Raw genomic sequence first — 25104 nt, forward strand, 5'->3', positions numbered from 1 at the left:
GGAAACATGACTTATACAACAGAAGACTATATGGATATGAGTAAGCGTTTAGATGATGTTCGAACGGAAATAGGTCAATTTATAGTTGGTCAAAAGGAGGCTGTTGAATTCTCCCTTTATTGTGTGTTGGCTGATGGGCATGCCCTCCTCGAGGGATTACCCGGATTGGGTAAAACAATGCTCATACGGACAGTTTCGGAAGTGTTAGATTTATCCTTTTCACGTATTCAATTCACGCCTGATTTAATGCCATCTGATATAACTGGTACTAGTATGATTGAAAGATTAGAAAATGGTAAACAACAATTTACCTTTCAAAAGGGACCAATCTTTAGCCAAATGGTGTTAGCTGATGAGATAAATCGCGCCACACCTAAAACACAAAGTGCACTGTTAGAGGCTATGGGAGAAAAAACAGTTACCGTGCTCGGTGACACTAAACAAATGGACCGACCTTTCTTCGTCCTTGCAACGCAAAATCCAATTGAAATGGAAGGTACCTACCCTTTACCAGAAGCTCAAATGGACCGGTTTTTATGTAAAATATTAGTAGCATATCCTTCTAAAGCCGAGTTAATGGAAATAACAAAACGCACGACAGGTGGATTAACGATTCAACTGAATAAAGTAATGAACGCAGAAGAAATAGTGCGTGCACAGCAAATGGTAAAGGAAGTCCTTATAGCAGATGATATGTTGGAATATGCAGTAGATATTATTGCCGCAACGCATCCTGAGGAAGCAAGCATCCCTGAAATAGCCCAATATGTTCAATATGGAAGTGGTCCTCGTGGATTACAAAGTCTCATAAAGTTAGCCAAAGCGAGAGCATTGGTTGCTGGGAGATATCATGTATCGATAGCGGATATTAAAACAGTGGCTAAACCGGTATTGAGACATCGTTTATTACTCAATTATGAAGGGGAAGCGGAAGGTAAAACGGCAGATGCACTAATCGATCTTATCTTACAAACAGTAAAACAAGGACAAGTTGTATGAGTAGTGAACAATTAGTACCAAAGGATTGGGCAGGTAAGCTAAGTAGATTATCCATCTCAACTAAATCGAAACTCAGAGGCCAACATAAAGGCTCCCACCGATCTCAGCGTTTTGGTGCATCTCTAGATTTTTCGGATTTTCGCGAATACTCGCCAGGTGATGATGTACGGCAAATAGATTGGAATGTTTATGCACGTACAGACAAGTATTTTATTAAACGTTTTTTAGACGAACAAGAAATGCGAGTGCATATCTTACTTGATACGACTAAGTCTATGGGAGATTCACTGAAATGGAACTTTGCTAAGCAATTAGCTGCTTCTTTAGGAATTCTTGTATTACAGAGAGATGATCGATTATCTTTTTCAGCTGTTAATGAAGACAAAAAGCCGCCCTTTAGAAGAAAGGGTGCAACCTACCGAAAAGCGTTCGTTCAAACTATTTCTGACATAGACGAACCAGCAATGACTTCCACTTTTACAGATAATGCACTTCCTTTTTTACCGAAAGATAGTACTGTATTGTTTGTGATTACAGATTGCTTAGAAAGTATTGAGTCATGGGAACGATTTCTACAGAAATTGCCAAAATTCGCTGGTGATATTCGAATATTACAAGTAGTTACTGATGAGGAGCTCGCTCCATCATACGGTGGGGATGTTCAATTAGAAGATATTGAAACGTTGGAACAAGTAAATGTCTCTATTTCCTCCAGAGTACTTGAATCATTTCATCGAGAAAGAAAAGAGCATCAACAACGATTAGAACTACTTTGTCATAAGTTTGGTATTAAAATACTGCAGGTAAATGCACATGAAGGAATATCACATACAATGTTTCAACAATTATTAAGAGCAAATTGGGTGCAATGAGGTGAATAGGTTTGGGTATTAATCAGTTAATATATTCTTGGACAGCCATTTTCCCAATTGCTGTGCTTTTATATTATTTTTTTCGAAAAAAATATGTAAAAAAATCTGTTTCCTCTACACTGTTTTGGCAGGAGACAATGAAAGAAACAAAGGCATCCCCATATTTACAACATTTGCAGCGGAATGCTTTGTTTTATTTACAAATGCTCGCCATGCTTTTGCTTGTTCTAGCATTACTTCAACCTTATTGGAAAACAAAATCGATTGCTGGGGAACAGATTGTGTTTGTCGTAGATACTTCTGCAACGATGAAAGTAAATGTAAATAACGCTACTTCTCTTTTTGAACAGCATAGAAGTAAAATGCTTGAGTTAGTCGAGGAATTATCGGGTAAGCCCTTAACATTAATCACAACGGGAAATGAGCCAGTTGTCCTATTGAGGCAAGAAAAGAATACAGAGCAAATGATTAAAGAGATAAATAAACTAGAGATAAGCTATGAAGCAGAAAATATGTCAAAGTCTCTTGATTTTACCCAATCCTTTTTTCAGGATAAAGCAACCTCTGTGTATATTTTTACAGATGATTTAGAAAGGCAATCTCTTCCGTTGCAACATGAAAATGTAAGCTGGAATGTGGAAGCTTTAACAACTGAGGTTACCAATGCATCTATTAAAAGATTTGGTGCAACAGAAACAGCAAATGGAATTTCTACACTAGTTCAAATTGAAAATCAGTCAGAAAAAGAGAGTACAACAGAGCTGACGATATCCAATGAAGAGAAAATATTAGTAACGGAAGTTGTCAATTTACCGCCAAAAGAAACGATTACATTATCTTTTGATGAACTAGTCAATTCAAGTTATTTAAAAGCAAATATAGACATCCAAGATTCTTACCTTTTAGATAATGAAAATATTATATTCATGCAGGATCAATTGTCTAATGTTTTCATAGATAGCACCATACATTCGCTAGTTCGAACTGCTTTTCAGTCATTAGACATTAAAGTGAGTAGTGTTCCTCCAGAGCAAGTTGGTTTGTTGAAGGATGAAGGTATGATGGTCACCAATCAGTTTGGCGTAAATATAGAGGATGAAAGGCCAATCTTATATATAGGCAGGAACGATGCTATACCAAAGGAAGTAAATGGAAACGTTCAGACAACTGAATCTCCATTATTTGCTTTTGCTGATTTAAGGGACATATATGTGAGTTCAGTGTATCCGCCTATAGAGGGCTATACTACTATTGCTTCTGTAGGGGATGATCCATTCATCCAAACCTCACCATCTGGAAATATTATTATCCTTGCAGATATTCAAATGACAGATTGGCCACTGAGTCCTACGTTTCCACTATTTATGTGGAGTGTTAAGGAGCAACTTTCATCAGGAAGTGATTATTTAGGAACATTCACTCCTAACGAGAGAAAGCCTTTATCTCTTGGTGCTTTGGACGAGTGGGAAATTTATACGATGAATGATGAATATGAGTATGCTATTGAAAATGGTGGGAAGTTTGTAGCACCAAATAAACCAGGCTTATATGTTCTACGTTCGAAAGATGCTGAGAAGAATCTTTCTGTCATATTGCCTCAAGAGGAAAAAGTAATTGAAAAAGGTACTTCATATAAAGTGAATGGACAACAGATGAATGCTGAGGAAGACTATCAAGCCAATTCCTTTGTTCCATTTATATTAATATTACTAATTTTACTATTTGTAATAGAGTGGGAGGTGCAAAGAAGACGTGGATTTACGAGTTGACCAACCACTTTGGCTTTTACTATTAATTCCTATTGGTTTTTATTTTCTTTGGACTTGGCGAAAAGATAAGAAAATCTTTAAGCGAGAGGGGAAAGTAGTCTTTAGTATACGGATACTGGCTATTCTGTGCTTAATATTAGGAATTACTAATCCCTATCTTTTGTTACCTATCAAAGAAGAGCAGGTTCTGTTTTTGGTAGATCGCTCTGCTTCTCTACAAGGAACTGACAAACAAATAACGGAGTGGGTAGATGAAAGTTTAAAATCTAAAAAAATGAGCCATTTAGTAGGTGTTTATACATTTGCAGAGAATTTTCAAACGGAAGTAGCGCTAACAACGGGAGAAGTGAATTTACCAGTTTTCACTCCTATGTCAGATCCAAGTAATACAGATTTAGCGAAAGCCCTGCAGCTTTCAACAGGTATTATTGAGCCAAACAAAGCTACAAGAATTGTCCTCTTTACAGATGGGATAGAAACAATTGGATCTGTTAGTGATGAAATTGTGAAAATCGCAGGAGGGAATGTCACGATAGATGTTGTTCAAATGGCTCGTCTGTCATCTGAAGATGTCGCTATAACTTCCTTTGAGACGCCGCCTGTGGCTTTTGAAGGAGAACAGCAACAATTAAATGTTACCCTTGATGCCACAAGTGAAGCAGTGGCCGAGTTACTTCTATATCAAAATGATCAGCTACTCACGCGCGAACAAATAAATGTAGAAACTGGCACTAATACGTATACATTTAGAAATGCATCTAAGGGCGAAGGATTACTTAAATATGAAGTACAAGTTGTGCTGGCTGAGGATGGACTAATAGAGAATAACAAGTTGACAAGTGTCACAAATGTAGAGAGTTCTCCACGACTTCTAATAGTTACGCATGACGGTAATTCTTCTAATATTGCCACAGTCATTGATCAACAAGCGATTACAACGGATGTTATAGATGCAGGTGTCCTGCCTTTTGATTTATCAAATTATTTATCATATGATGCGATTATATTTGATAATGTACCTGGTCATGTCGTCGGTGAACAGAAGATGATGGTTATTGAACAGGCTGTGAAAAACTTTGGTGTGGGTTTTATGATGGTCGGAGGGAAAAACAGCTTTGGCTTAGGAGGCTATTTTAAGAGTCCTATTGAGCGATTATTACCAGTGGAGATGGAGATAAAAGGAAAGCAACAACTGCCTTCATTGGGGTTAATCATCGTTATGGATAGGTCAGGTAGTATGAGTGGAACAAAATTAGAATATGCGAAGGAAGCAGCAGCGCGTTCTGTAGAAATGCTTCGAGAAGGAGATACACTCGGATTTATCGCTTTTGATGATCGACCATGGGAAATTATTGAGACTGCTCCATTGAATGACCAAGAAACAGCTGTAGAAAGCATACTATCTGTAGGGACAGGCGGAGGAACAGAAATTTATACGAGCTTAGCGCTAGCATACGAAAATTTATCACCTCTTAAACTTCAGCGAAAACATATTATCTTGTTGACAGATGGTCAGTCAGCTACCAACAATGACTATCAAACGTTGATAGAAGGTGGTAAAGAGGGATTAATAACAGTCTCCACTGTTGCAGTTGGGCAAGATGCGGATAGATCTTTACTAGAAAGTTTAGCAGAAATGGGAGGGGGCACGTTCTACGATGTCCAGGATGAATCTACTATTCCTGCTATAATGTCCACCGAGACAGCAAAGATCTCAAGAACCTATATTGAAGATAATCCGTTCTATCCCACTATTTTTGGAGATGCTGCATGGACAAGTTTGTTTGCAGAAGGAGTTCCTCAAATGAATGCCTATATTGCCACAACACCTAAACAAACAGCTTCCGTTGTTGTTGAAAGTGAAAAAGAGGATCCGGTATTAGCTGAATGGATGTATGGACTCGGTCGCACAATTGCTTTTACATCGGATTCCACTGGTGAATGGAGTGGTGACCTAGCGAGATGGGCTAATTGGGGAGATTTTTGGAATACAGCAGTCTCCAGGTTACTACCAGCATATAGTGAGGTGCCTTTTTCTATTCAAAAGTCCTCGGATGAATCCTTTACTGTTACAGATCCGTCAGGAAAGTCATCATTTTTGGACGTAGCAGTTGTCAATGAAAAAGGCGAAGAGGTTTCTGTTACATCTGAAGCAATTGCACCAGGTAAAGCAAGGGTAACAATAGATAGTGAACCAGGATTAGTGTTTTTCCGAATTTCCAATGAACAAGATGCTGTTTACCAGGCAGGTATTTCCGTTCCTTATAGCGAGGAATACAAAATACAAAAGCCGAATACAGCAATTCTGGAGATGATTACAAGTAGAACAAATGGAAAGATGCTAACCGAACCATCTGAAGCTTTCCGAGAAATGGAACTCTCTAGTTCAGAGAAACAATCTATTCAACAGTCTCTTCTATTGTTAGCTATCTTCTTGTTCTTTATCGATATTACAATAAGAAGATTTGGTTTCCACCTATTGCTTTCTCCGTTCAAAAGATTTGGTAAAAAAGCGGAGCCAGTAAATACGACTACAACCTACGTGGGGAAACTAGTTAGAGAAAAGAAAAAGAGATAAGGCATAAATTTACCAAAAAAGGATGCTTGATGGTTGTGACAGAAGTCATAACCATCAAGCATCCTTAAAATTTCACTCGGAAATCATACAGCAAAAACGTCTTAATCAAATTTCACTTCCGAGAAAGAGTATTGATAAGTTAATTCGAAATTAAATTATCGGGTTTTTTCTTTTAATCCATATAAGTGTGATAGCCCACGAAGCTAGTAGTATGATAGATCCTACAATGAACGGATAGCTTATATTAATATCAAAAAACATCCCTGCTAGCGCTGGTCCAATCATACTTCCTAAACTCATATAAGCATTATTCATACCAGCAGCAAATCCTTGCTCATTACCTGCCATTTTAGAAATTACTGTATTTACTGCTGGTCGGATGAGTGTAGTTGCAGTAGAGAAGATAGATGCGACAAGTAATACAAGTGCAAAGCCGTCTACTACAAAGAATAGTAGAAAAGCTATTGCAGCAACAACCAAATTGACTAAGATAACATTTAATTCGCCAAAACGTTTAAATAGTTTCTCCACTACTAACGTTTGCACGATGACACCTATAAACCCACCAACTGTTAAGACAACAGCAATATCCTGTGGAGTATAGTTATACTTATGATCTACATATAATGAGAACGTCGTTTGGAAGTTTGCTATTCCAAAAGTGAAAACAAAAATTATGATTAACATCATGAAGTAAGGTGTCTTCACTGAATTTTTCATCTGTGTGATGATGTTTTCGCGCTTTTTAGGCTCCGACGGTATTTCGGAAACAGTATTTTTAATATCGGGTAGAATGATTAAAGATATTATTCCTGCAATCAAAGCTGCTAAAGATGCCATGTAAAATGGGAACGATAAGCTTACACTTGCTAAAAATCCTCCAAGCGCTGGTCCAATCATAAAGCCTAGTGACATAGAAGCTCCTAAGAATCCCATTCCTTTCCCACGCTCTTCTAATGTAGTAATATCTGCAACAAATGCCATAGTGGCTGGTATTAAAAAGGCTCCCCCAATACCACTTATAAATCGTGCAGCATACAACATCCATTCATATGTAGCTAACCCAAACCATAATTGAGATGCCGAAAAAATGACCAATCCTACAATAATTAGTTTTTTTCGTCCTAGTTTATCAGATAGGTCACCTGCAAGTGGGGAAAATAGAAACTGACCTAATGCAAAGGAAGCTATAATAAATCCGAGAGCCTGACCTGCAACACCAAAGGTTTCTAGGTATTGAGGCATTACTGGAATTACTAATCCTATCCCCGACATAGCAATAAACATATTGAACATTAAAATATATAATGCCGAACTATTTGTTTTCTTCGCCATAATACTCCTGCTTTCTGTAATTACTTTTATGCGTCTATAGATTCTACCATATTCCTAAAAGAATAAAAACTTTCGAGTAACGAATTATATAATATTTAACATAAAAAAAACCGAGAAAAAAGACGCCCAATCCTCTAAAAAATATGCCGTTGATTTTCGCTGCGAGCGGACGCTTTCCGTGGGCACGGCTTCAGCCGATTCCCTCGCTCCGCTCCCCCCGCGGAAAGCGGCCACTGAAATAGAAACCAGTAGTATTATTCATACATTCTCTCTTCCATTCATTAAAATAGTGTATATGGTAATTTATTATATAATTTCTACGCAATAAAAAGAGCCGTCACTATGACGACTCTCCCATTTAGTTAGCGCTCATTTTAAATTCTAAGAATAGCTCGTTATATTTACCAAGCATTTCAAGACCTAGATTTTTATATACTTCTAGATTTTCTCTAGCTTCTTCTAGAGGATAGAATCGCTCATCAGAAGTTACTTCTTCATCCATTAACTCAATTGCTGCGGTATTAGGGATGGAATATCCAACATAATCTGCATTTTGTGCGGCAACTTCTGCATCTAACATAAAGTTGATAAACTCATGAGCACCTTCCACATTTGCAGCAGTTTTAGGTATAACCATATTATCGAACCAAAGATTCGATCCCTCTTCAGGGACTGAATAATCTAATCCTTCGTTTTCCCACATCATATCAGCTGCTTGCCCAGAGAAAGTAATAGCTACGGAAGCTTCTTCATTTATCATTAGCTGAGTTACTTCATCTCCGATAATTGCTTTTACATTTGGAGTCAATTCCTTCAGTTTCGCCGTAGCTTCCAGCAATTCTTTTTCATCCGTAGAGTTAAGGGAATAACCGAGACTATTTAATCCCATCCCAATAATTTCACGTGCACCATCTACTAGTAACACTTCACCTTCTAAAGATGGGTCCCAAAGTGATTCCCAGCTATCAAAGGTCTGTCCGTCTAGAAGAGAAGGATTGAACACAACTCCAACTGTTCCCCAGAAATAAGGAATGGAGTATTTATTTTTAGGGTCAAATGCTAAGTCTAAAAAGTATGGATCAATATTGCTTAGATTCGGAATTTTAGAATGGTCAATTTCTTGCAATAGATCATTTTCTTTCATCTTTTCAATTGCGTACTCTGAAGGTACCGCAATATCATAAGAAGTTCCGCCTTGTTCTATTTTTGTCATCATTGCTTCATTGGAGTCAAATGTTTCGTACACAACACGATAACCTGATTCTTCTTCAAATTGAGAGATCAAATCGGGATCGATATATTCACCCCAGTTAAAGATAGTTAATGTATCACTACTGGCATTGCCAGAGCTTTGGTTTAAATATTTATTGACACCAAACAAAATGATACAAACGACAACAATGGCTATAGCTGCTCTTGTTATTTCTTTCATTTCCGAACCCCCATTCCAACAGGGTTTTTCCCGCGTTGGCTAACAAAATAATACCCAACCACGAGGACTAGTGTCACTATAAATATGATTCCCGATAATGCATTAATCGTTAACGTAATACCAGTTCTTGCCATCGAGTAAATTTCAACTGAAAGTGTGCTAAAGCCATTTCCTGTAACAAAGAAAGTAACTGCGAAATCATCAAGAGAATATGTTAAGGCCATAAAAAATCCTGCGAAGATTCCAGGTTTAACAAAAGGGATAATTACGCGTGTCAGAATATCACGTTTGGATGCGCCAAGATCTGCTGCTGCATCAATGAGCGTACTATTCATGTCTTGTAGCTTCGGTAATACCATTAATACAACAATGGGTATACTAAATGCAATATGAGAAATTAATACGGATGCAAATCCAAGTTTTACCCCAATAGCTGTAAATAGTATTAGGAACGATGCACCAATAACAACATCGGGACTTACTATTAATACATTATTTAAAGAAAGGATAGATCTGCGCAGTGATTTGTTTCGCATAAATACAATGCCGATTGAACCAAATACACCAACTATTGTTGCTATTAATGCAGAAAGTAAAGCAACAATTACTGTATTGAGAAGTATCATGATCAAACGAGTATCTGAAAAGACAGCAGAATAATGTTCCCAAGTAAATGATTCAAAATTATTCATATTTCCACCACTATTAAACGAGTAAAAAATCAGATATAAGATAGGCGTATATAAAACGATAAATACAAGGGCTAAGTAAAACTTCGCTGACTTACTTGTTTTTTCCATTTGCATAAGCCCCCTTATCACGTTGACCAGTAATGATCATTATAATTACCATAAAGATGATTAAGAAAACGGCGATTGTAGAACCCATTCCCCAGTTTTGGGTAACTAAGAATTGCTGCTCAATAGCTGTACCCAAAGTAATAACTTTGTTCCCCGCGATTAATCGAGTAATCATGAATAGCGAAAGGGAAGGGATAAATACAGCTTGAATTCCAGCTTTTACCCCATTAATAGTTAATGGTAGAATCACCTTTGAAAATGTCGTCCAGCTAGATGCACCTAAATCTCGACTAGCATCCATTAAGGAAGGATTTAACTTATCCAATGAATTAAAAATAGGTAAAATCATAAATGGGATAAATATATAGACTGATACAAAAACGAAACTAAAATCTGTAAATAAAATTTGTGTTTCTTCCAACCCAAATACATTTAGAAATGCATTTACAGGCCCATATAAACCAAAAATCCCGATAAAAGCATAAGTTTTCAATAATAAATTTATCCAAGAGGGAATGATGATTAACAGCAACCAAAGCTGTTTATGTCGTGTTTTTGTTAGCAAATATGCTGTTGGATATGCAATAAGTAAAGTAAAAAAAGTTATAAGAAATGCATACCAAAACGAACTCAAGGTTAACTTTAAGTAAACTGAAGTAAAAAAGTTTTGATAATTATCTAAAGTGAAGTTTCCACTTAAATCGAAAAAGGAATAATATGCAATTAAAGCAATGGGAGCAACAACAAATAATACAATCCACACATAATAAGGTATTAAATAAAATGCTTTGGTAGTTTTAGTTTGCATATGCGTCTTCTCCATAAGACTCGAGACGTTTGTCAAATTCTTCTTCTGTTTCATTTAAACGCATAACGTGAATAGCCTCCGGGTCGAAATCTAAACCAATAGAAGCACCAACGTCTGCTTTTTTCGTAGAATGTACTAGCCATTCATTTCCCTCATCATCGTAAGTAGAAAGTTCATAGTGAACTCCTCTAAATAATTGTGTATCTACTTTTACCTTCATTTTCCCTTTGTCAACAGCTGTTATTTCTAAATCTTCTGGACGAATGACGATATCTACTTTTTCGTTTGGATTTAGTCCTTGATCCACACATTCAAATTCTTTGTCACCAATTTTTACACGGAAATCAGCGACCATTGTACCAGAAACAATATTTGACTCTCCGATAAAGTCAGCTACATAGCGATTAATCGGCTCATCATATATATCCATTGGAGTACCACTTTGTTCAATTTCGCCTTCATTTAACACGAAAATTTCATCAGACATTGCCAATGCTTCTTCTTGGTCATGTGTTACGAATATAAAAGTTTTGCCAAGTCTTTGTTGAAGCTCACGTAACTCATATTGCATTTCAGAACGTAATTTTAAATCTAATGCAGAAAGGGGCTCGTCCAATAGAATGATTTCAGGATCATTTACAATGGCACGTGCAATTGCTACACGTTGTCTTTGTCCGCCTGACATTTCAGCAATTTCTCTTTTTTCATAACCTACTAAGTTAACAAATTTCAAAGCTTCTATTACTTTTTGTTCTATTACTTTTTTGCCAAGCTTTTTAATGCGAAGACCGAATGCTACATTTTCAAATACATTTAAATGGGGAAATAACGCATAATCTTGAAATACTGTATTTACCTGTCTTTCATTGGCGGGGACATTATTAATGAGTTTGCCGTTAAAGTAAATACTTCCACTTGTAGGTTGCATAAAACCAGCGATTAAACGTAAAATTGTTGTTTTCCCACAACCAGATGGACCTAGTAAAGTATAAAATTTCCCTCGCTCTAACTCTAAGTTGATATTTTTTAATACGGTCGTTTCTGCATCATATGATTTTGTCACATTTTCAAAACGAATAATAGTATTGTCAGACATAATATACCTCCATTGTTATTTAAGTATCTTACAAATAAGAATTGTTTACGACATAGATTACCTTTGAAATTTCTTCCGCTGCATTTTGTAGCAGATGATTATCAGAAGCATCAAAATAAAGTGATTCACCAGCTGTAGCTATATAGTTTTGTTTACCTATAGTGAGTGTCACTTTCCCTTGTAGCACGTATATGAAAGTCTCGGAAAGAGAAGGTTCGAATTGTTTAAATTGTCCCCCAATATCCAATGAAATTAATACTGGCTCCATTTCATTTTCATTGGATTCTGAAATTAGCCAATGAAGCTTGTACTTTTTTTCATCATCCAAGTAAATAGTTTGTTCTTCTTTCGGGTAATACACTTTCGTGCGAGAATGATCATCGTCATCAAAAAAATCTTTTGGCTTGGAACCTAGGACGTTTAAGATTGAAAACAATGTTTCGATAGAAGGAGAGTTTATATCTCTTTCCAATTGAGATATAAAACCTTTGCTTAAATCGGTTCTTTCACCTAATTCTTCTTGTGTCAGACCTTTTTTTAAGCGCAACTGTTTAATTTTTTTCCCAATTTGCATATTTTTAGGCTCCTTCGGAAATAAACTAGTATTTTTCAGACAAAGTTTATTTTAACACAACTTAAAGTTTACTTTAACAATTTATTTGAGGAATATCAAAATTTTTTTCTTTAACAGAACAAACGCTATTTTTGAAGAATGCATATACTAATGAATGCTGAAAGAAAGAAGGGATATAGGCAGTGAAGTTACGTACTAAATTACCGTCATTTCCAATGGATCCGAGATGGATAAATGGACAGATAAACAATGACAGACTAATAGGGGAAAAGCCCGTCCTAGTTTACTTTTGGTCAGTGAGCTGTTCATTATGTGGAGGAGCATATAATAACATTAGGTTGTGGAAAGAAAAATATAAGGAGAACTTTCATGTAGTAGGCATTCATATGCCAAGATCTAGAGATGACTTATTCGAGAAGCCTATTCTAGATGCAATTCAACGTGGAAGGATGAAGGATTCTATTTATTTGGATCATGAACTAATCGTGACTAATCAATTTCAAAATCGAGTCGTTCCATCTTTTTATTTGTTTGATAAGAAAGGATTATTAAGGCATATGCAAGCAGGAGAAAAAGGAATGATGATGTTAGAAAAAAGGCTGCTTATGCTTATAAATGAAAACATAAAATAATGATTAAATTCTCTATCAATTAAAGGATTGGATATGTTAAACTTATCGCATTAGATATGTAGGAGGCATTTAGGATGCACAAAGAATTTGTTGTAGTCGGTTTAGGTAGATTCGGTGGTAGTATTGTCAGAGAGCTGATTGATCAAGGAGCAGATGTTATGGCAATTGATATAGCATCTGAACGTGTAGATGAGTTTGCGACCATTGCCACTCAGGCGGTAGTTGCTGATACAACAGACGAAGCTGTGCTGAAATCATTGGGTATTCGAAATTTTGAACATGTTATTGTTGCTATTGGAGACGATATACAATCTAGTATTTTGACTACCTTAATGCTAAAAGAGATTGGCGTTAAGAAAATTACAGTCAAAGCACAAAATGATTACCATGAAAAGGTGTTAAGAAAAATTGGGGCAGATCAGGTAGTACATCCTGAAAGAGATATGGGTATTAGAATTGCTAACAATATTCTTTCCAACAATGTATTAGACTATCTTGAACTTTCTGATGAACATTCTATTATGGAAATAAGAGTCAATGAGAAAATAGCAAGTAAATCACTTATTGATTTAGATATCCGTGCAAAATATGGCATTAATATTGTGGCGATTAAACGAGGGAATAATATTATAGTTTCTCCACAGGCCGATGAAAATTTAATACTTAATGATGTGTTAATTATTATTGGAGCGGACGTAGATATTATACGTTTTGAAAAGAAAGTATTATCTTAAAAAAAGTATAAGTTATATAAAAGAGACTGTTTGTGACTCATGTCATAAACAGTCTCTTTATGTATTAGTGAACTAATATATAACCCAAAGAAATCATTCTCAAGTGTAAACCGAACACATAATTACTATTTCTCGTGAAATAATAGGTTTACGAGGAGGTGTGAAATGTCCAAAAAACCGGTTAGTACCAATAAGGAAGATGGTCACTTAGCATGGTGGCAACTATCTCTTATCGGAGTAGGATGTATTATTGGCACAGGATTTTTTTTAGCTTCTAGCATAGCCATCCAAATGACTGGTCCTTCGGTTATATTGGCTTTCACTATGGCAGCTTGTGCTACCTATATTGTGTTTGAGGCACTTGCTAAAATGTCAGCGAATGATCCACAAAAAGGATCATTTCGAACTTATGCCAAAAAAGCTTATGGACGTTGGGCGGGATTTAGTAGTGGGTGGGTTTACTGGTGTTCTGAAATATTGATCATTGGTAGTCAATTGACAGCGATATCTCTGTTAACTAAACTTTGGTTTCCAAAAGTAGCTCTATGGATATTTGCATTAATTTATGCAATTTGCGGATTGTTAGTGTTATTCATAGGAGCAAAGGCATTTGGAAAACTAGAAAGTGTATTCGCAGTGATGAAGATTGCTGCTATTTTTATGTTCATCATAATTGCAGTTTTGGCATTAACTGGAGTAATAGATGGCAACCCTAAAGATAATATTCCAAGTACATTAGAAGGTTTCTTTCCGAAAGGAATTTTAGGTTTTTGGAGTGCTCTTCTATTTGCATTTTATGCACATGGTGGAATTGAAGTAATGGGTGTCATGGCTATTCATCTGAAAAAGAAAGAAGATGCACCAAAATCGGGTAAGGTCATGTTAGGATTACTTGGTATAATCTATGTCACGTCTCTTATCTTGGCGTTATTATTAATGCCATATACTAAATTTAAGGATGACAAGAGCCCATTTGTTACAGCATTATCCGGTTTTAATCTGGATTTTTTTCCTCATGTTTTTACAGCGGCTATTATTATTGCGGGTTTTTCAACTATGTCAGCATCCCTATTCTCAGTTACGACAATTCTTACTACCTTATCTGAAGAGGGGGATGCACCAGCCATATTTAGTAAGCAAACAAAAAAGAAGTTTAAGATGCCTTTACCAGCAATAGCTCTAACTTCTGTAGGTCTTATTCTTTCTATAGTTACTTCCTTGTTGCTACCAGATAAAGTTTATCAGTATATAACTACTGCAGCCGCATTGATGTTGCTTTATAATTGGCTGTTTATCTTAGCTATGTATCACAGGCTAGTGGACACAACGAAAGCTGATAAGGTAAAAAGAGTAATCGGTATTATTCTTGTTTCGGCAGCTGTCAGTGGGGCGCTTTTTCATTCAACTAGTCGACCAGGTTTCTTCATCAGCGTCATATTCCTATCAATTATCGCGATCATCGTATTATTTTTACGCAAAAAGTGGAAAAAAGAAGAAGTTTAAAAAAGTAATTGATAAGCTTGAATGCCAAAATAAATTCCGAAACCAAGCATGGACAAAGAGGAAATGATAGAAATGATAACTAAAAATTTATTGGAAAGAAATTTCCGTGCACCACTAGATAGGAAAGCCATAAAAGTATCCCATAATATAATACCCCCAATAATTGCAAAGCTATATAAAATTAGTTGACTATCCGTAATTTTTTGAGAGGCTTCAGCTAGTACTGAACCAAATATTCCTAACCAGAAAAGAATGGTTAAAGGGTTTAGCAAAGACAAAAGAAATCCTGAAGATAATGACTGTCTAAATCTAATTCTTTTTTCTTTATGGAAATTTAACTTAATCTTATGGAGCGTTAGTAGACTTTCTATCCCGGTGTAAGTTAGCACAAAGCATCCAAAGGACCATAGAAATATTTTGATATATGGAGAATCCACAAATTGTCCCACTCCAAAATAGACTAACACCATATATAAGATATCAGCCAACAAAGCACCAAAGCCAAAAATCCATGCATGAAAGAATCCGTTCTTTATACCTGTATTTAATTGTGCCGCATTGACAGGTCCCACGGGTGCCGCTAAGGAAATACCTAAAAAAATATAAGTGAATATTGAGTTCATACTAGATGCCTCCATTGAAATGATATCCATGTATGATATTCAAAAGAGGGGACACGTACAACTAAGTTTTAGGGAAAAAAATAACCTCAGAATTTTAAATTCTGAGGTTATTACTTATACTTCCATAATAATCGGAAGAATCATTGGACGACGTTTCGTCTTTTCATATAAATAAGGACTTAGAACGTCTATAATTTCATTTTTTAGTTCAGACCATTCAGTCTCTTTACTTTGAATAGTGTATCGTAAATGTTTGTTCAACATTTGTTGTGCCTCATTTATCATTGTTCCTGATTCACGCATATAAACGAAACCACGAGAGATAATATCAGGACCTGATACAATTTTTTTCTTCTCCATATCAGCACTTACTACAACAATAACTAAGCCTTCCTCTGATAAGACACGACGATCACGAAGAACAATATTCCCAATATCTCCAATTCCACTTCCGTCAATATAAATATCGCCAGAAGGAATTCGGCCAGCAACATGTGCTTCATCCGCACTCAAGGCAAGTACTTCTCCGTTTTCCATAATAAAGGTATTATCCGGATCTACATCGCAATCTACTGCTAATTCAGTATGAATCTTCAGCATTCGATACTCTCCGTGAATAGGCATGAAGAACTTAGGCTTCATAAGACGAAGCATAAGCTTATTCTCTTCTTGTGAACCATGCCCGGAAGTGTGAATATTGTTTAATGAACCGTGGATTACTTCTGCTCCTGCACGGAATAGTAAGTTAATCGTACGATTGACACTTGCTCTATTTCCAGGGATAGGTGAAGAAGAAAATACTACTGTATCTCCAGGTTGAATTTGAATTTGTCGATGTGTACCGTTAGCGATACGAGATAATGCTGCCATCGGTTCCCCTTGACTACCTGTACAAAGTATAAGTACTTCGTTCGCTGGTAATCGGTTCAATGCGCTTACATCCACAAACGTTTCTTTTGGAGCTGTAATATAACCAAGTTCACGACCGATTGTCATAGCATTATCCATGCTTCGACCAAAGACAGCAATTTTACGTCCGTGAAGAACAGCTGCGTCGGTTACTTGTTGAAGTCTATGAATATTAGATGCAAAAGTAGCAAAGATAATACGACCATCTACCTTACGGAAAATAGAATCCATGCTTTCTCCGACTTTACGCTCTGACATTGTAAAATTAGGGATTTCTGCATTTGTACTATCTGATAGTAAGCATAGCACTCCATCTTTTCCGATTTCAGCCATTTTTGTTAAGTTTGCTGGTTCACCTACAGGTGTGAAATCAAATTTAAAGTCACCCGTATGCACAATATTGCCGGGTGGTGTTTTTACCACTATCCCAAATGCATCTGGAATACTATGTGTTGTACGATAGAAACTTACAGAAGTTTTTCTAAACTTGATAACATCTTCTTCTTGAATAACGATCATTTTTGTTTGGCGTAGTAAGCCATGCTCTTCTAATTTATTTCTTAATAAACCAAGGGCAAGCTTTCCTCCGTAAACGGGTACATTAATTTGTTTTAAAAGATAGGGAATACCACCGATATGATCTTCGTGACCGTGAGTGATAAAGAGTCCTTTAATCTTGTCCACATTTTTTACTAAATAAGTGTAATCAGGAATTACATAATCAATGCCGAGTAAATCATCCTCTGGGAATTTAATACCAGCATCGATTAATATTATTTCATCTTGGAATTGAACGCCATATGTGTTTTTGCCGATTTCGCCTAGTCCGCCGAGGGCGAAAACCGCAGTTTGGTCATTTTTTACAAATTTCATATATTAAATCTTCTCTACTTTGTAATTCTCGCCGGCTTGTTCGTACTCTAAATGATTACCTTCAAGCAACTGAATTAATTCGATATTATATTTGCGGTCTATTAATAGCGCACGAACTTCGCGCTCAGTTTCAGCCTCTACATATAAACATTGTGTGTTTTCGCGAACTGGTACTTCTAGTACATTCTCTTGATAATAAACTTTAAAAATCATTTTATACTCTCCTTTTTCACGTTCAAAATAAATCAATTCTCTTTATATTATCATGACACTTATTTAAAATAAAGAAAAGCCCTCCATTTTAGAGGGCAAAAGTATTTTACCTGCGTTACGAGTAGTGTAATATCCCGATTTTAAGCCTTGTCCTAAAACTTTGGCGTTAGCGGGAGATTAAATTTACGTAAGCGGTCAAATGTTAAAACTATCAATCCTGTAGTGAAAAACTGAGGATTGAAGCCTACTTTAAGCAATCGTTTTGTTTCTAAGCATTCCACCGAGCCGTCTCAACCATTTCCTTTTCAGGCGTTTCAACATGGCTATTCACTCCTTATAGAGTATTATATACGCAAGAGTGAAATGTGTAAAGGATTATGACTGAAAAGTCAAATAATTCGCATTTTAGAATGGAGGATTTTTATGAAAAACAAAATTTTATTTTTTGATATTGATGGAACGATTTTAGACCATGATAAAAATATTCCCGATGGAGTAGAAGAGTCACTTCAAAAGGCCAGAGATAATGGACATGAAATTGTCATATCGACTGGACGCTCTCCTTTTACTGCTCAAGCTGTTTTAGATCGATTGAAAATAGATTCGTTTGTTTGTTATAATGGCCAAATTGTTCAGTTCAGAGGAGAAGTATTACATAAAGGGATTGTTGAGAGGGAAGAGTTGGCCCGACTAACGGAGTTTGCGAACAAAAGAAAGCAACCAGTTGTGTATATGGACAGTGATGAAATGGTTTCTAGCTTTCCTGATCACCAAGATGTATTCGATAGTATATCTACACTGAAAATAAATTTCCCGCGTTATGCAGAGGATTTCTATTTGACGAATGATATTCATCAAGCGCTTATCTTTTGCAGTTTAGAGGAACAAAAGAAATATGAACAAGCTTTTCCAAATTTAAAATTTGTCCGCTGGCACCGTGTTTCCTGTGATGTTCTTCCTAAAGGGATTTCAAAGGCTAAAGGGATGGATCTTTTGTTAAAACATATTGGAAGAGGACCCGAAGATGCGATAGCTTTCGGTGATGGCCTAAATGATATAGAAATGCTTCAGTTCGCTGGTACAAGTGTCGCAATGGGGAACTGTGTCGAAGAGTTAAGGGAACATGCTACCTTTGTTACGGATCATGTATCAGAGAGTGGGCTTTCCAACGCAATGAAAAAATTAAGGTTAATTTAAGGAGTTTACTAGATGTCCAAAAAGTTTGTCCTCATATATGGTGATGCATTTGTCGATTATATTGCAGAAGATCAAAGCAATAGTCGATTCACAAAGTTTTTAGGTGGTGCGACCGTTAATGTTGCTGCAGGAGTAACACGACTCGGAGCAGCATCTTCGTTCATAACTGTAACCGGAGAAAATGAAACATCTGAATTTGTTAGAAATGAATTAGCTGAAGAGGGAGTAGATCTATCCTTTTCGCAAATAGTTCCCGAAAAAGAGGTTAGCGGTGTATATATACATCTCTTGGAGAACAATGAACGTCATTTTGAACGTTATGTTGATGTTACCCCTGACATCCAAGTAGACTTTTCCGCTATTAAGAACGAGATAATTCATGAAACATCTGTTTTTCATTTTTGTTCTGGAACCCTATTTCATCCTATAGCTCTTGGGACAACTAGAAAAATTGTAGAGAATATGAAAAAATCAAATGTACTTATTTCTTTTGATGCTAACATTAGACCATTACGTTGGAGTAGTGAAGAGAGTTGTAGAGAAACCATCTCTTCCTTTTTTAACATGGTTGATATATTGAAGTTAACAGAGGAAGAATTATTCTTTTTAACGGAAACGACATCTATAGAAGATGGTATCAAATCTATGCAGCAATATAATATCGAGGCTTTACTTATTACTATTGGTGCAGAGGGGACTTATGCGGTGCTTCACGGGGAAGTAGTACATGTTCCGGTAGAAAAAGTAATACCAGTTGATACGACTGGTGCTGGAGATGCTTTTGTCGCAGGCATTCTTTCAAAGATATACTTGGAGGGGCATCCTTCCACAAAAGAGGACTGGATACGTTACATCGCATTTAGTAATAGGTTAGGTGGGATCTGTGCCACTAAACCTGGTGCATTATCTGCTATGCCAAGATTGAAAGACTTACAATAATAGAGAGTGCAAAATGGTGGTTATAGTTGGTGCAATTACAAATAAAAAGTCTCGAATAGCCATCATATCACTACTACAAACGACAAATTAGAAACTTGAATACGATAACTAAAACGCCGGTTCTACATACGTAGGACCGGCGTTTTGTGTAAAAGTTTAAACTCGTTCATAAGGTACCGAATCTGGAATCGGAGCATATGGATTTTCTTTGTTGATGTGATCATAAAACATGATGCCATTTAAATGATCGAGTTCATGTTGGAAAGCAATAGCTGCTAATCCTTTTAAGCGTTTTTTAAATGGAGTTCCATCTGGGTAAAAACCTGTCGCTGTAATACGTGCATATCTTGGCACATATCCTTCGATTACTTCATCTACAGATAAGCAACCTTCTCCAGCAGAAATATACGTTCTTTCTACGGAGTGACTAATTATTTTGGGGTTAACTGCTACGAAGCTTACTTCTAGATCGTTTTCATCTTCTAAGTGAAGTGCGAACATTCTTTTGTTAGCATTTACCTGTGGAGCAGCAATTCCAATTCCTGGTCGTATTTTATATTTTTCAACCATTTCATCGTCTTGGCTGTTAATAACATATTCCAGTAAATCATTGGCAAGAATTATATCTTCTTGTGATAATGGGAAGATAAGATCTTCTGTTTTTGTACGTAAAGATGGATGACCATCTCTGACAATATCATTCATTAAAATCATTTTTAATCGTCCTTTCAATGTTCATATATCTATTATAGCGAAATTTGTCTGTATACTAAACAAAAAACAGCCTATTCGTCAGTTGAATTTAATAGTTAATACAATTATAGTTGAATGGGTATAGGAGGTTACATGATGAAAATAAATAAATTTGTACTCATTTTAAGTAGTATATTACTACTTGCCGGCTGTAACTTTGGGGAGTCGACAGAAGAAAAGTTATCTAACATCTTAACGGAAATTTACGATCAAGAAGCCGATTATAGAGATGTACAAAAAGAACTAGCAGAAACAGAATCCAAAGAACAGGCAAACTTTCAGAAAATGATGGAACTGACTAAAGATCAAAAGGAAGAACTTACTACAATGGTAGAAGATACGGCAACTCTATTAGAAACTAGATTAACTTTAGTAGAAAAGGAAGCTGCATCGATAAACGCTACTACTGAGGATATTAAAAAAATTAATACACTTATTTCAGAAACCAAGGAAGCTTCGGAGAAAGAAACTTTAAAAAAAATGGAGACTTCATTGGAAGAACGTATTACAGCATATGAAGAAGTAACGACTAACTATAATGAGTTAGCTGATCTGCAACAAAATTTATATAATATGTTAATAGATGAATCTGCAGATATAACTGTCATTCAAGCACAGGTTCAAGATGTAAACATGCACAATGAAGTAGTGAAAAAATCCGTTGAAAAGTTTAATGAAGCAACAGCAAGGGTAAATGAAGTGAAGGAAGAAGTCTTAACTTCGTTACAGAAAGATGGAAAATAAAAAAGCAGCTCTAGACAGAGCTGCTTTTTTATATAAATATAGCAATCTGATATAGTACAGACATAATTTAGTAGTAGTACAGTTTATATAAGTTCTAATATTCCGACAATTAAATACATGGGTTTCATATGATTGACCCTGGATTTATTCTTGAGTATACTAAAAAGGAAATGTTGTTGTACTACTATAATTAAATAATAATTTTAATACAGAAGAAAAGGAGAGATGTAATAATGGCTGCAAACAAACCAGCGCAGTTAGACCCTATGAAAACGCTTCATGAAATCGAAGAAAAGTTTGAAATGTTTCAGATTTTAAATGAAGAAGGGGAAATTGTAAACGAAAAAGCAAATCCTAACTTATCTGACGAGGAACTAGTAGAGTTGATGAGTCGTATGGTTTATACACGTATTTTAGATCAACGCTCTATCTCTTTAAATAGACAAGGACGTTTAGGCTTCTATGCTCCAACAGCGGGTCAAGAAGCTTCTCAACTAGCTTCTCAATATGCTTTAGAAAAAGATGATTTTATCTTACCTGGATATCGTGATGTACCTCAAATAGTTTGGCATGGCTTACCTTTATGGCAAGCGTTTCTATTCTCACGTGGGCATTTTATGGGGAACCAAATTCCTGAAGGTGTAAATGTTTTCCCACCACAAATAATTATTGGTGCTCAATTTATCCAAGCGGCTGGTGTTGCACTTGGTATGCAAAAACGTGGTAAAAAAGCAATCGCCATTACTTATACGGGTGACGGTGGATCATCACAAGGGGACTTCTATGAAGGTATTAACTTTGCTGGAGCATTCCGTGTTCCTGCAGTGTTTATCGTTCAGAACAACCAATTTGCGATTTCTACCCCTCGCGAACTACAAACATCTGCTAAAACAATTGCACAAAAAGGAATTGCAGCTGGTATTCCTAGTGTTCTAGTTGATGGCATGGATCCACTTGCTGTTTATGCTGCTACGAAAGATGCTAGAGAACGTGCCATTAAAGGTGACGGACCTAGTCTTATTGAAACAGTATGTTATCGTTACGGTCCTCATACGATGGCTGGCGATGATCCGACTCGTTACCGTACTTCAGAAACTGATTCTGAATGGGAAAAGAAAGATCCATTAGTTCGTTTCCGTAAATACCTGGAAACAAAAGGTATCTGGAGTGAAGAAAAAGAAGCAGAAGTAATTGAAAAAGCAAAAGAAGAAATTAAAGAAGCTGTTAAGAAAGCAGATGCAGCACCAAAACAAAAAGTAACGGACCTTATCAATATTATGTATGAAGAAAATCCATATAACTTAGATGAGCAATTAGCTTACTACACTGAGAAGGAGTCGAAGTAACCGATGGCACAAATGACGATGATTCAAGCAATTACGGATGCACTCCGTACTGAGCTTAAAAATGATGAAAACGTTCTAGTCTTCGGTGAAGACGTAGGCGTTAACGGCGGAGTTTTCCGTGCAACTGAAGGATTACAAAAAGAATTCGGAGAAGATCGTGTATTTGATACACCACTTGCTGAGTCAGGTATTGGTGGTCTTGCCGTAGGTCTTTCCCTACAAGGGTTCCGTCCTGTTCCAGAAATTCAATTCTTTGGATTTGTTTTTGAAGTAATGGATTCTATAGCTGGTCAGCTAGCTCGTATGCGTTTCCGTACAGGGGGAGCATTTAATGCACCTGTTACAATCCGTTCTCCATTCGGTGGAGGAGTTCATACACCAGAAATGCATGCTGATAGTTTAGAGCTTCTTATGACTTCAACACCAGGTGTAAAAGTGGTTATTCCTTCTACTCCATACGATGCAAAAGGACTATTAATCTCTGCAATTCGTGATAATGATCCAGTAATTTTCCTTGAGCACATGAAATTATATCGTTCATTCCGTGGAGAAGTACCGGAAGAAGAATATACAATTCCTCTTGGAAAAGCTGATGTTAAACGTGAGGGTACAGATTTAACAATTATTGCTTACGGTGCAATGGTACACGAAAGTTTGAAGGCAGCGGAAGAACTTGAAAAAGAAGGGCACTCTGTAGAAGTAATCGATTTACGTACAGTTCAACCTTTGGATATCGAAACAATTATTGCTTCTGTAGAAAAAACGAATCGTGCAATGGTTGTTCAAGAAGCACAAAAACAAGCAGGGATTGCGGCAAACATTGTAGCAGAAATTACAGAGCGTGCTATTTTAAGTTTAGAAGCTCCAGTATTACGAGTAACTGCTCCAGACACTGTTTTCCCATTCTCTCAAGCAGAAACGGTTTGGTTACCGAATGCTACGGATATAGTAAATACAGCTAAAAAAGTTTTAACATTCTAATTTAAAATCTGCTATAGAAAGGGTGAATACATTGTCATTTGAATTTCGATTACCAGATATCGGTGAGGGTATACATGAAGGTGAAATTGTTAAGTGGTTTGTAAAAGCGGGCGATGAGGTACAAGAGGACGATATTTTATGCGAAGTGCAAAATGATAAAGCGGTTGTAGAAATTCCATCTCCTGTAAAAGGGAAAGTTACAGAAGTTCTTGTAAGTGAAGGAACAGTAGCTATCGTTGGAGATGTGCTTATTAAGCTTGATGCTCCTGGTTATGAAGACCTTAAATTTAAAGGCGATCATAGTGATGAGGAAAAAGCAGAAGAAAAAACAGAAGCGCAAGTTCAAGCAACTGCTGAAGATGGCCAATCAGTAGACAAAGAAAAAGTTGAAACTCCAGCAAAAAATGTTGAAGCTTCAGCGGAGAAAGTGACGACAACACCTAAAGAACAACCAAAAGGTGATACACGCGTTATTGCTATGCCTTCAGTTCGCAAGTTTGCACGTGAAAACGATGTAAGTATTTCGGATGTAACGGGTTCAGGTAAAAATGGCCGCGTTTTAAAAGAAGACATTGAAACTTTCTTATCCGGAGATCAGCCTACTGCAGTGGAAGAAAAAGCTGAAACAACTACTAATGCAGAAGCTGAACAACCAACTAAAACTTCAGCACCAGTTACATTTGAAGGTGAATTCCCTGAAACTAGAGAAAAACTTTCACCGATGCGTAAAGCAATCGCTAAAGCAATGGTACATTCTAAACATACAGCTCCACATGTAACGTTAATGGATGAAGTAGATGTTACTGAACTTGTTGCACATCGTAAGAAATTTAAAGAAATTGCTGCTGAAAAAAATATCAAGTTAACATATTTACCTTATGTAGTTAAGGCTTTAGTAAGTACTTTAAGAGAATTCCCTGCGTTAAACACATCTTATGATGATGAAACAAACGAGGTAATCCAAAAACATTACTTCAATATAGGTATTGCAGCTGATACGGATAAAGGTCTATTAGTTCCGGTTATCAAAAATGCTGATCGTAAGTCGGTTTTTGCAATTTCAGATGAAATTAATGCACTAGCTGGAAAAGCGCGTGATGGTAAACTTGCTGCTGCCGAAATGAAAGGTGCATCTTGTTCTATTACAAATATCGGGTCCGCGGGTGGACAATGGTTCACACCAGTTATCAACCATCCAGAAGTCGCTATTTTAGGAATTGGTCGAATTTCAGAGAAACCAGTAATAAAAAATAGTGAAATTGTGGCTGCACCTGTGTTAGCATTATCATTGAGCTTTGATCACCGAATGATCGATGGTGCGACTGCTCAACATGCGTTGAATCACATGAAGCGTTTGCTTAGCAGTCCAGAATTATTATTAATGGAGGCGTAAA

The 25104-nt window shown here is 36.5% G+C and carries 23 protein-coding genes; 13 read left to right on the top strand and 10 right to left on the bottom strand.

Going from position 1 to position 25104, the window contains the following annotated elements:
- Positions 1–6 precede the first annotated feature (6 nt).
- From MHI40_RS05280 to MHI40_RS05295, 4 genes are read left to right on the top strand one after another with little or no spacing between them, the layout of a single operon-like run.
- Positions 7–999 carry an AAA family ATPase gene (locus tag MHI40_RS05280; protein WP_340761825.1) on the top strand — a complete coding sequence of 331 codons (993 nt, stop codon included), beginning with the start codon at positions 7–9 and terminating at the stop codon, positions 997–999.
- Positions 996–1871: a DUF58 domain-containing protein gene (locus tag MHI40_RS05285; RefSeq protein ID WP_093535470.1), complete on the top strand. Its 876-nt coding sequence runs from the start codon at positions 996–998 to the stop codon at positions 1869–1871. Before MHI40_RS05280 ends, MHI40_RS05285 begins: the two co-directional genes overlap by 4 nt.
- A gap of 11 nt (positions 1872–1882) precedes the next feature.
- Positions 1883–3640, top strand: coding sequence for a vWA domain-containing protein (locus MHI40_RS05290; RefSeq protein WP_340761826.1), 1758 nt, complete (start codon positions 1883–1885; stop codon positions 3638–3640).
- Positions 3624–6218, top strand: a complete 2595-nt coding sequence (locus tag MHI40_RS05295) for a VWA domain-containing protein (RefSeq protein WP_340761827.1) — start codon at positions 3624–3626, stop codon at positions 6216–6218. The genes MHI40_RS05290 and MHI40_RS05295 overlap by 17 nt, the downstream gene beginning before the upstream one ends.
- A 150-nt stretch (positions 6219–6368) precedes the next feature.
- Here the strand turns inward: MHI40_RS05295 and MHI40_RS05300 are convergent, their stop codons facing one another.
- The 6 genes from MHI40_RS05300 to MHI40_RS05325 all read right to left on the bottom strand — a co-directional run bounded on the left by MHI40_RS05300 (position 6369) and on the right by MHI40_RS05325 (position 12263).
- A complete protein-coding gene (locus MHI40_RS05300) occupies positions 6369–7553 on the bottom strand; it encodes an MFS transporter (protein ID WP_340761828.1) in 1185 nt (394 codons plus the stop codon).
- A 358-nt stretch (positions 7554–7911) separates the two neighbouring features.
- A complete protein-coding gene (locus tag MHI40_RS05305) occupies positions 7912–8985 on the bottom strand; it encodes an ABC transporter substrate-binding protein (protein WP_093535462.1) in 1074 nt (357 codons plus the stop codon).
- The gene (locus tag MHI40_RS05310) at positions 8982–9785 is read right to left on the bottom strand and encodes an ABC transporter permease (protein ID WP_093535460.1); all 804 of its coding nucleotides are present in this window, start codon (positions 9783–9785) and stop codon (positions 8982–8984) included. The genes MHI40_RS05305 and MHI40_RS05310 overlap by 4 nt, the downstream gene beginning before the upstream one ends.
- Complete coding sequence (locus tag MHI40_RS05315; protein ID WP_093535458.1) at positions 9769–10593, bottom strand: ABC transporter permease; 825 nt, start codon at positions 10591–10593, stop codon at positions 9769–9771. Before MHI40_RS05315 ends, MHI40_RS05310 begins: the two co-directional genes overlap by 17 nt.
- A complete protein-coding gene (locus MHI40_RS05320) occupies positions 10583–11689 on the bottom strand; it encodes an ABC transporter ATP-binding protein (protein WP_093535456.1) in 1107 nt (368 codons plus the stop codon). The genes MHI40_RS05315 and MHI40_RS05320 overlap by 11 nt, the downstream gene beginning before the upstream one ends.
- 28 nt (positions 11690–11717) lie before the next feature.
- Positions 11718–12263: a helix-turn-helix domain-containing protein gene (locus MHI40_RS05325; protein ID WP_093535454.1), complete on the bottom strand. Its 546-nt coding sequence runs from the start codon at positions 12261–12263 to the stop codon at positions 11718–11720.
- A 182-nt stretch (positions 12264–12445) separates the two neighbouring features.
- Here MHI40_RS05325 and MHI40_RS05330 point away from each other — a divergent pair, with 182 nt between their 5' ends.
- From MHI40_RS05330 to MHI40_RS05340, 3 genes are all read left to right on the top strand, one after another.
- On the top strand, positions 12446–12895 hold the full coding sequence (locus MHI40_RS05330; protein ID WP_340761829.1) for a TlpA family protein disulfide reductase: 450 nt from the start codon (positions 12446–12448) through the stop codon (positions 12893–12895).
- Positions 12896–12969: 74 nt separating this feature from the next.
- Entirely contained in the window at positions 12970–13629 is a 660-nt protein-coding gene (locus tag MHI40_RS05335; RefSeq protein WP_093535450.1) for a potassium channel family protein, read from the top strand.
- Between the two features lie 165 nt (positions 13630–13794).
- On the top strand, positions 13795–15132 hold the full coding sequence (locus MHI40_RS05340; RefSeq protein ID WP_340761830.1) for an amino acid permease: 1338 nt from the start codon (positions 13795–13797) through the stop codon (positions 15130–15132).
- Here the strand turns inward: MHI40_RS05340 and MHI40_RS05345 are convergent.
- From MHI40_RS05345 to MHI40_RS05355, 3 genes are all read right to left on the bottom strand, one after another.
- Entirely contained in the window at positions 15129–15755 is a 627-nt protein-coding gene (locus tag MHI40_RS05345; protein ID WP_340761831.1) for a LysE family transporter, read from the bottom strand. The genes MHI40_RS05340 and MHI40_RS05345 overlap by 4 nt on opposite strands.
- Before the next feature lie 114 nt (positions 15756–15869).
- Complete coding sequence (rnjA, locus tag MHI40_RS05350; protein ID WP_093535444.1) at positions 15870–17537, bottom strand: ribonuclease J1; 1668 nt, start codon at positions 17535–17537, stop codon at positions 15870–15872.
- Positions 17538–17540: 3 nt separating this feature from the next.
- Positions 17541–17750 (bottom strand): DNA-dependent RNA polymerase subunit epsilon, encoded by a 210-nt coding sequence (locus MHI40_RS05355; RefSeq protein WP_093535442.1) that lies wholly within the window; start codon positions 17748–17750, stop codon positions 17541–17543.
- 423 nt (positions 17751–18173) lie between these two features.
- Here MHI40_RS05355 and MHI40_RS05360 point away from each other — a divergent pair, with 423 nt between their 5' ends.
- On the top strand, positions 18174–18947 hold the full coding sequence (locus tag MHI40_RS05360; protein ID WP_340761832.1) for a Cof-type HAD-IIB family hydrolase: 774 nt from the start codon (positions 18174–18176) through the stop codon (positions 18945–18947).
- 12 nt (positions 18948–18959) lie between these two features.
- Positions 18960–19886: a carbohydrate kinase family protein gene (locus tag MHI40_RS05365; RefSeq protein ID WP_340761833.1), complete on the top strand. Its 927-nt coding sequence runs from the start codon at positions 18960–18962 to the stop codon at positions 19884–19886.
- A 156-nt stretch (positions 19887–20042) separates the two neighbouring features.
- Here the strand turns inward: MHI40_RS05365 and def are convergent, their stop codons facing one another.
- Complete coding sequence (gene def / locus MHI40_RS05370) at positions 20043–20600, bottom strand: peptide deformylase (protein ID WP_093535436.1); 558 nt, start codon at positions 20598–20600, stop codon at positions 20043–20045.
- Between the two features lie 135 nt (positions 20601–20735).
- Here def and MHI40_RS05375 point away from each other — a divergent pair, with 135 nt between their 5' ends.
- From MHI40_RS05375 to MHI40_RS05390, 4 genes are all read left to right on the top strand, one after another.
- Entirely contained in the window at positions 20736–21383 is a 648-nt protein-coding gene (locus tag MHI40_RS05375) for a YkyA family protein (RefSeq protein ID WP_175496186.1), read from the top strand.
- 233 nt (positions 21384–21616) lie between these two features.
- Entirely contained in the window at positions 21617–22729 is a 1113-nt protein-coding gene (gene pdhA, locus MHI40_RS05380) for a pyruvate dehydrogenase (acetyl-transferring) E1 component subunit alpha (RefSeq protein ID WP_340761834.1), read from the top strand.
- A 3-nt stretch (positions 22730–22732) separates the two neighbouring features.
- A complete protein-coding gene (locus MHI40_RS05385) occupies positions 22733–23710 on the top strand; it encodes an alpha-ketoacid dehydrogenase subunit beta (RefSeq protein WP_093535430.1) in 978 nt (325 codons plus the stop codon).
- Positions 23711–23741: 31 nt separating this feature from the next.
- Positions 23742–25103: a dihydrolipoamide acetyltransferase family protein gene (locus MHI40_RS05390; RefSeq protein WP_340761835.1), complete on the top strand. Its 1362-nt coding sequence runs from the start codon at positions 23742–23744 to the stop codon at positions 25101–25103.
- Position 25104: the final 1 nt, after the last annotated feature.

It is taken from the genome of Psychrobacillus sp. FSL H8-0510 (assembly GCF_038008345.1).
Lineage (GTDB): Bacteria > Bacillota > Bacilli > Bacillales_A > Planococcaceae > Psychrobacillus > Psychrobacillus psychrotolerans.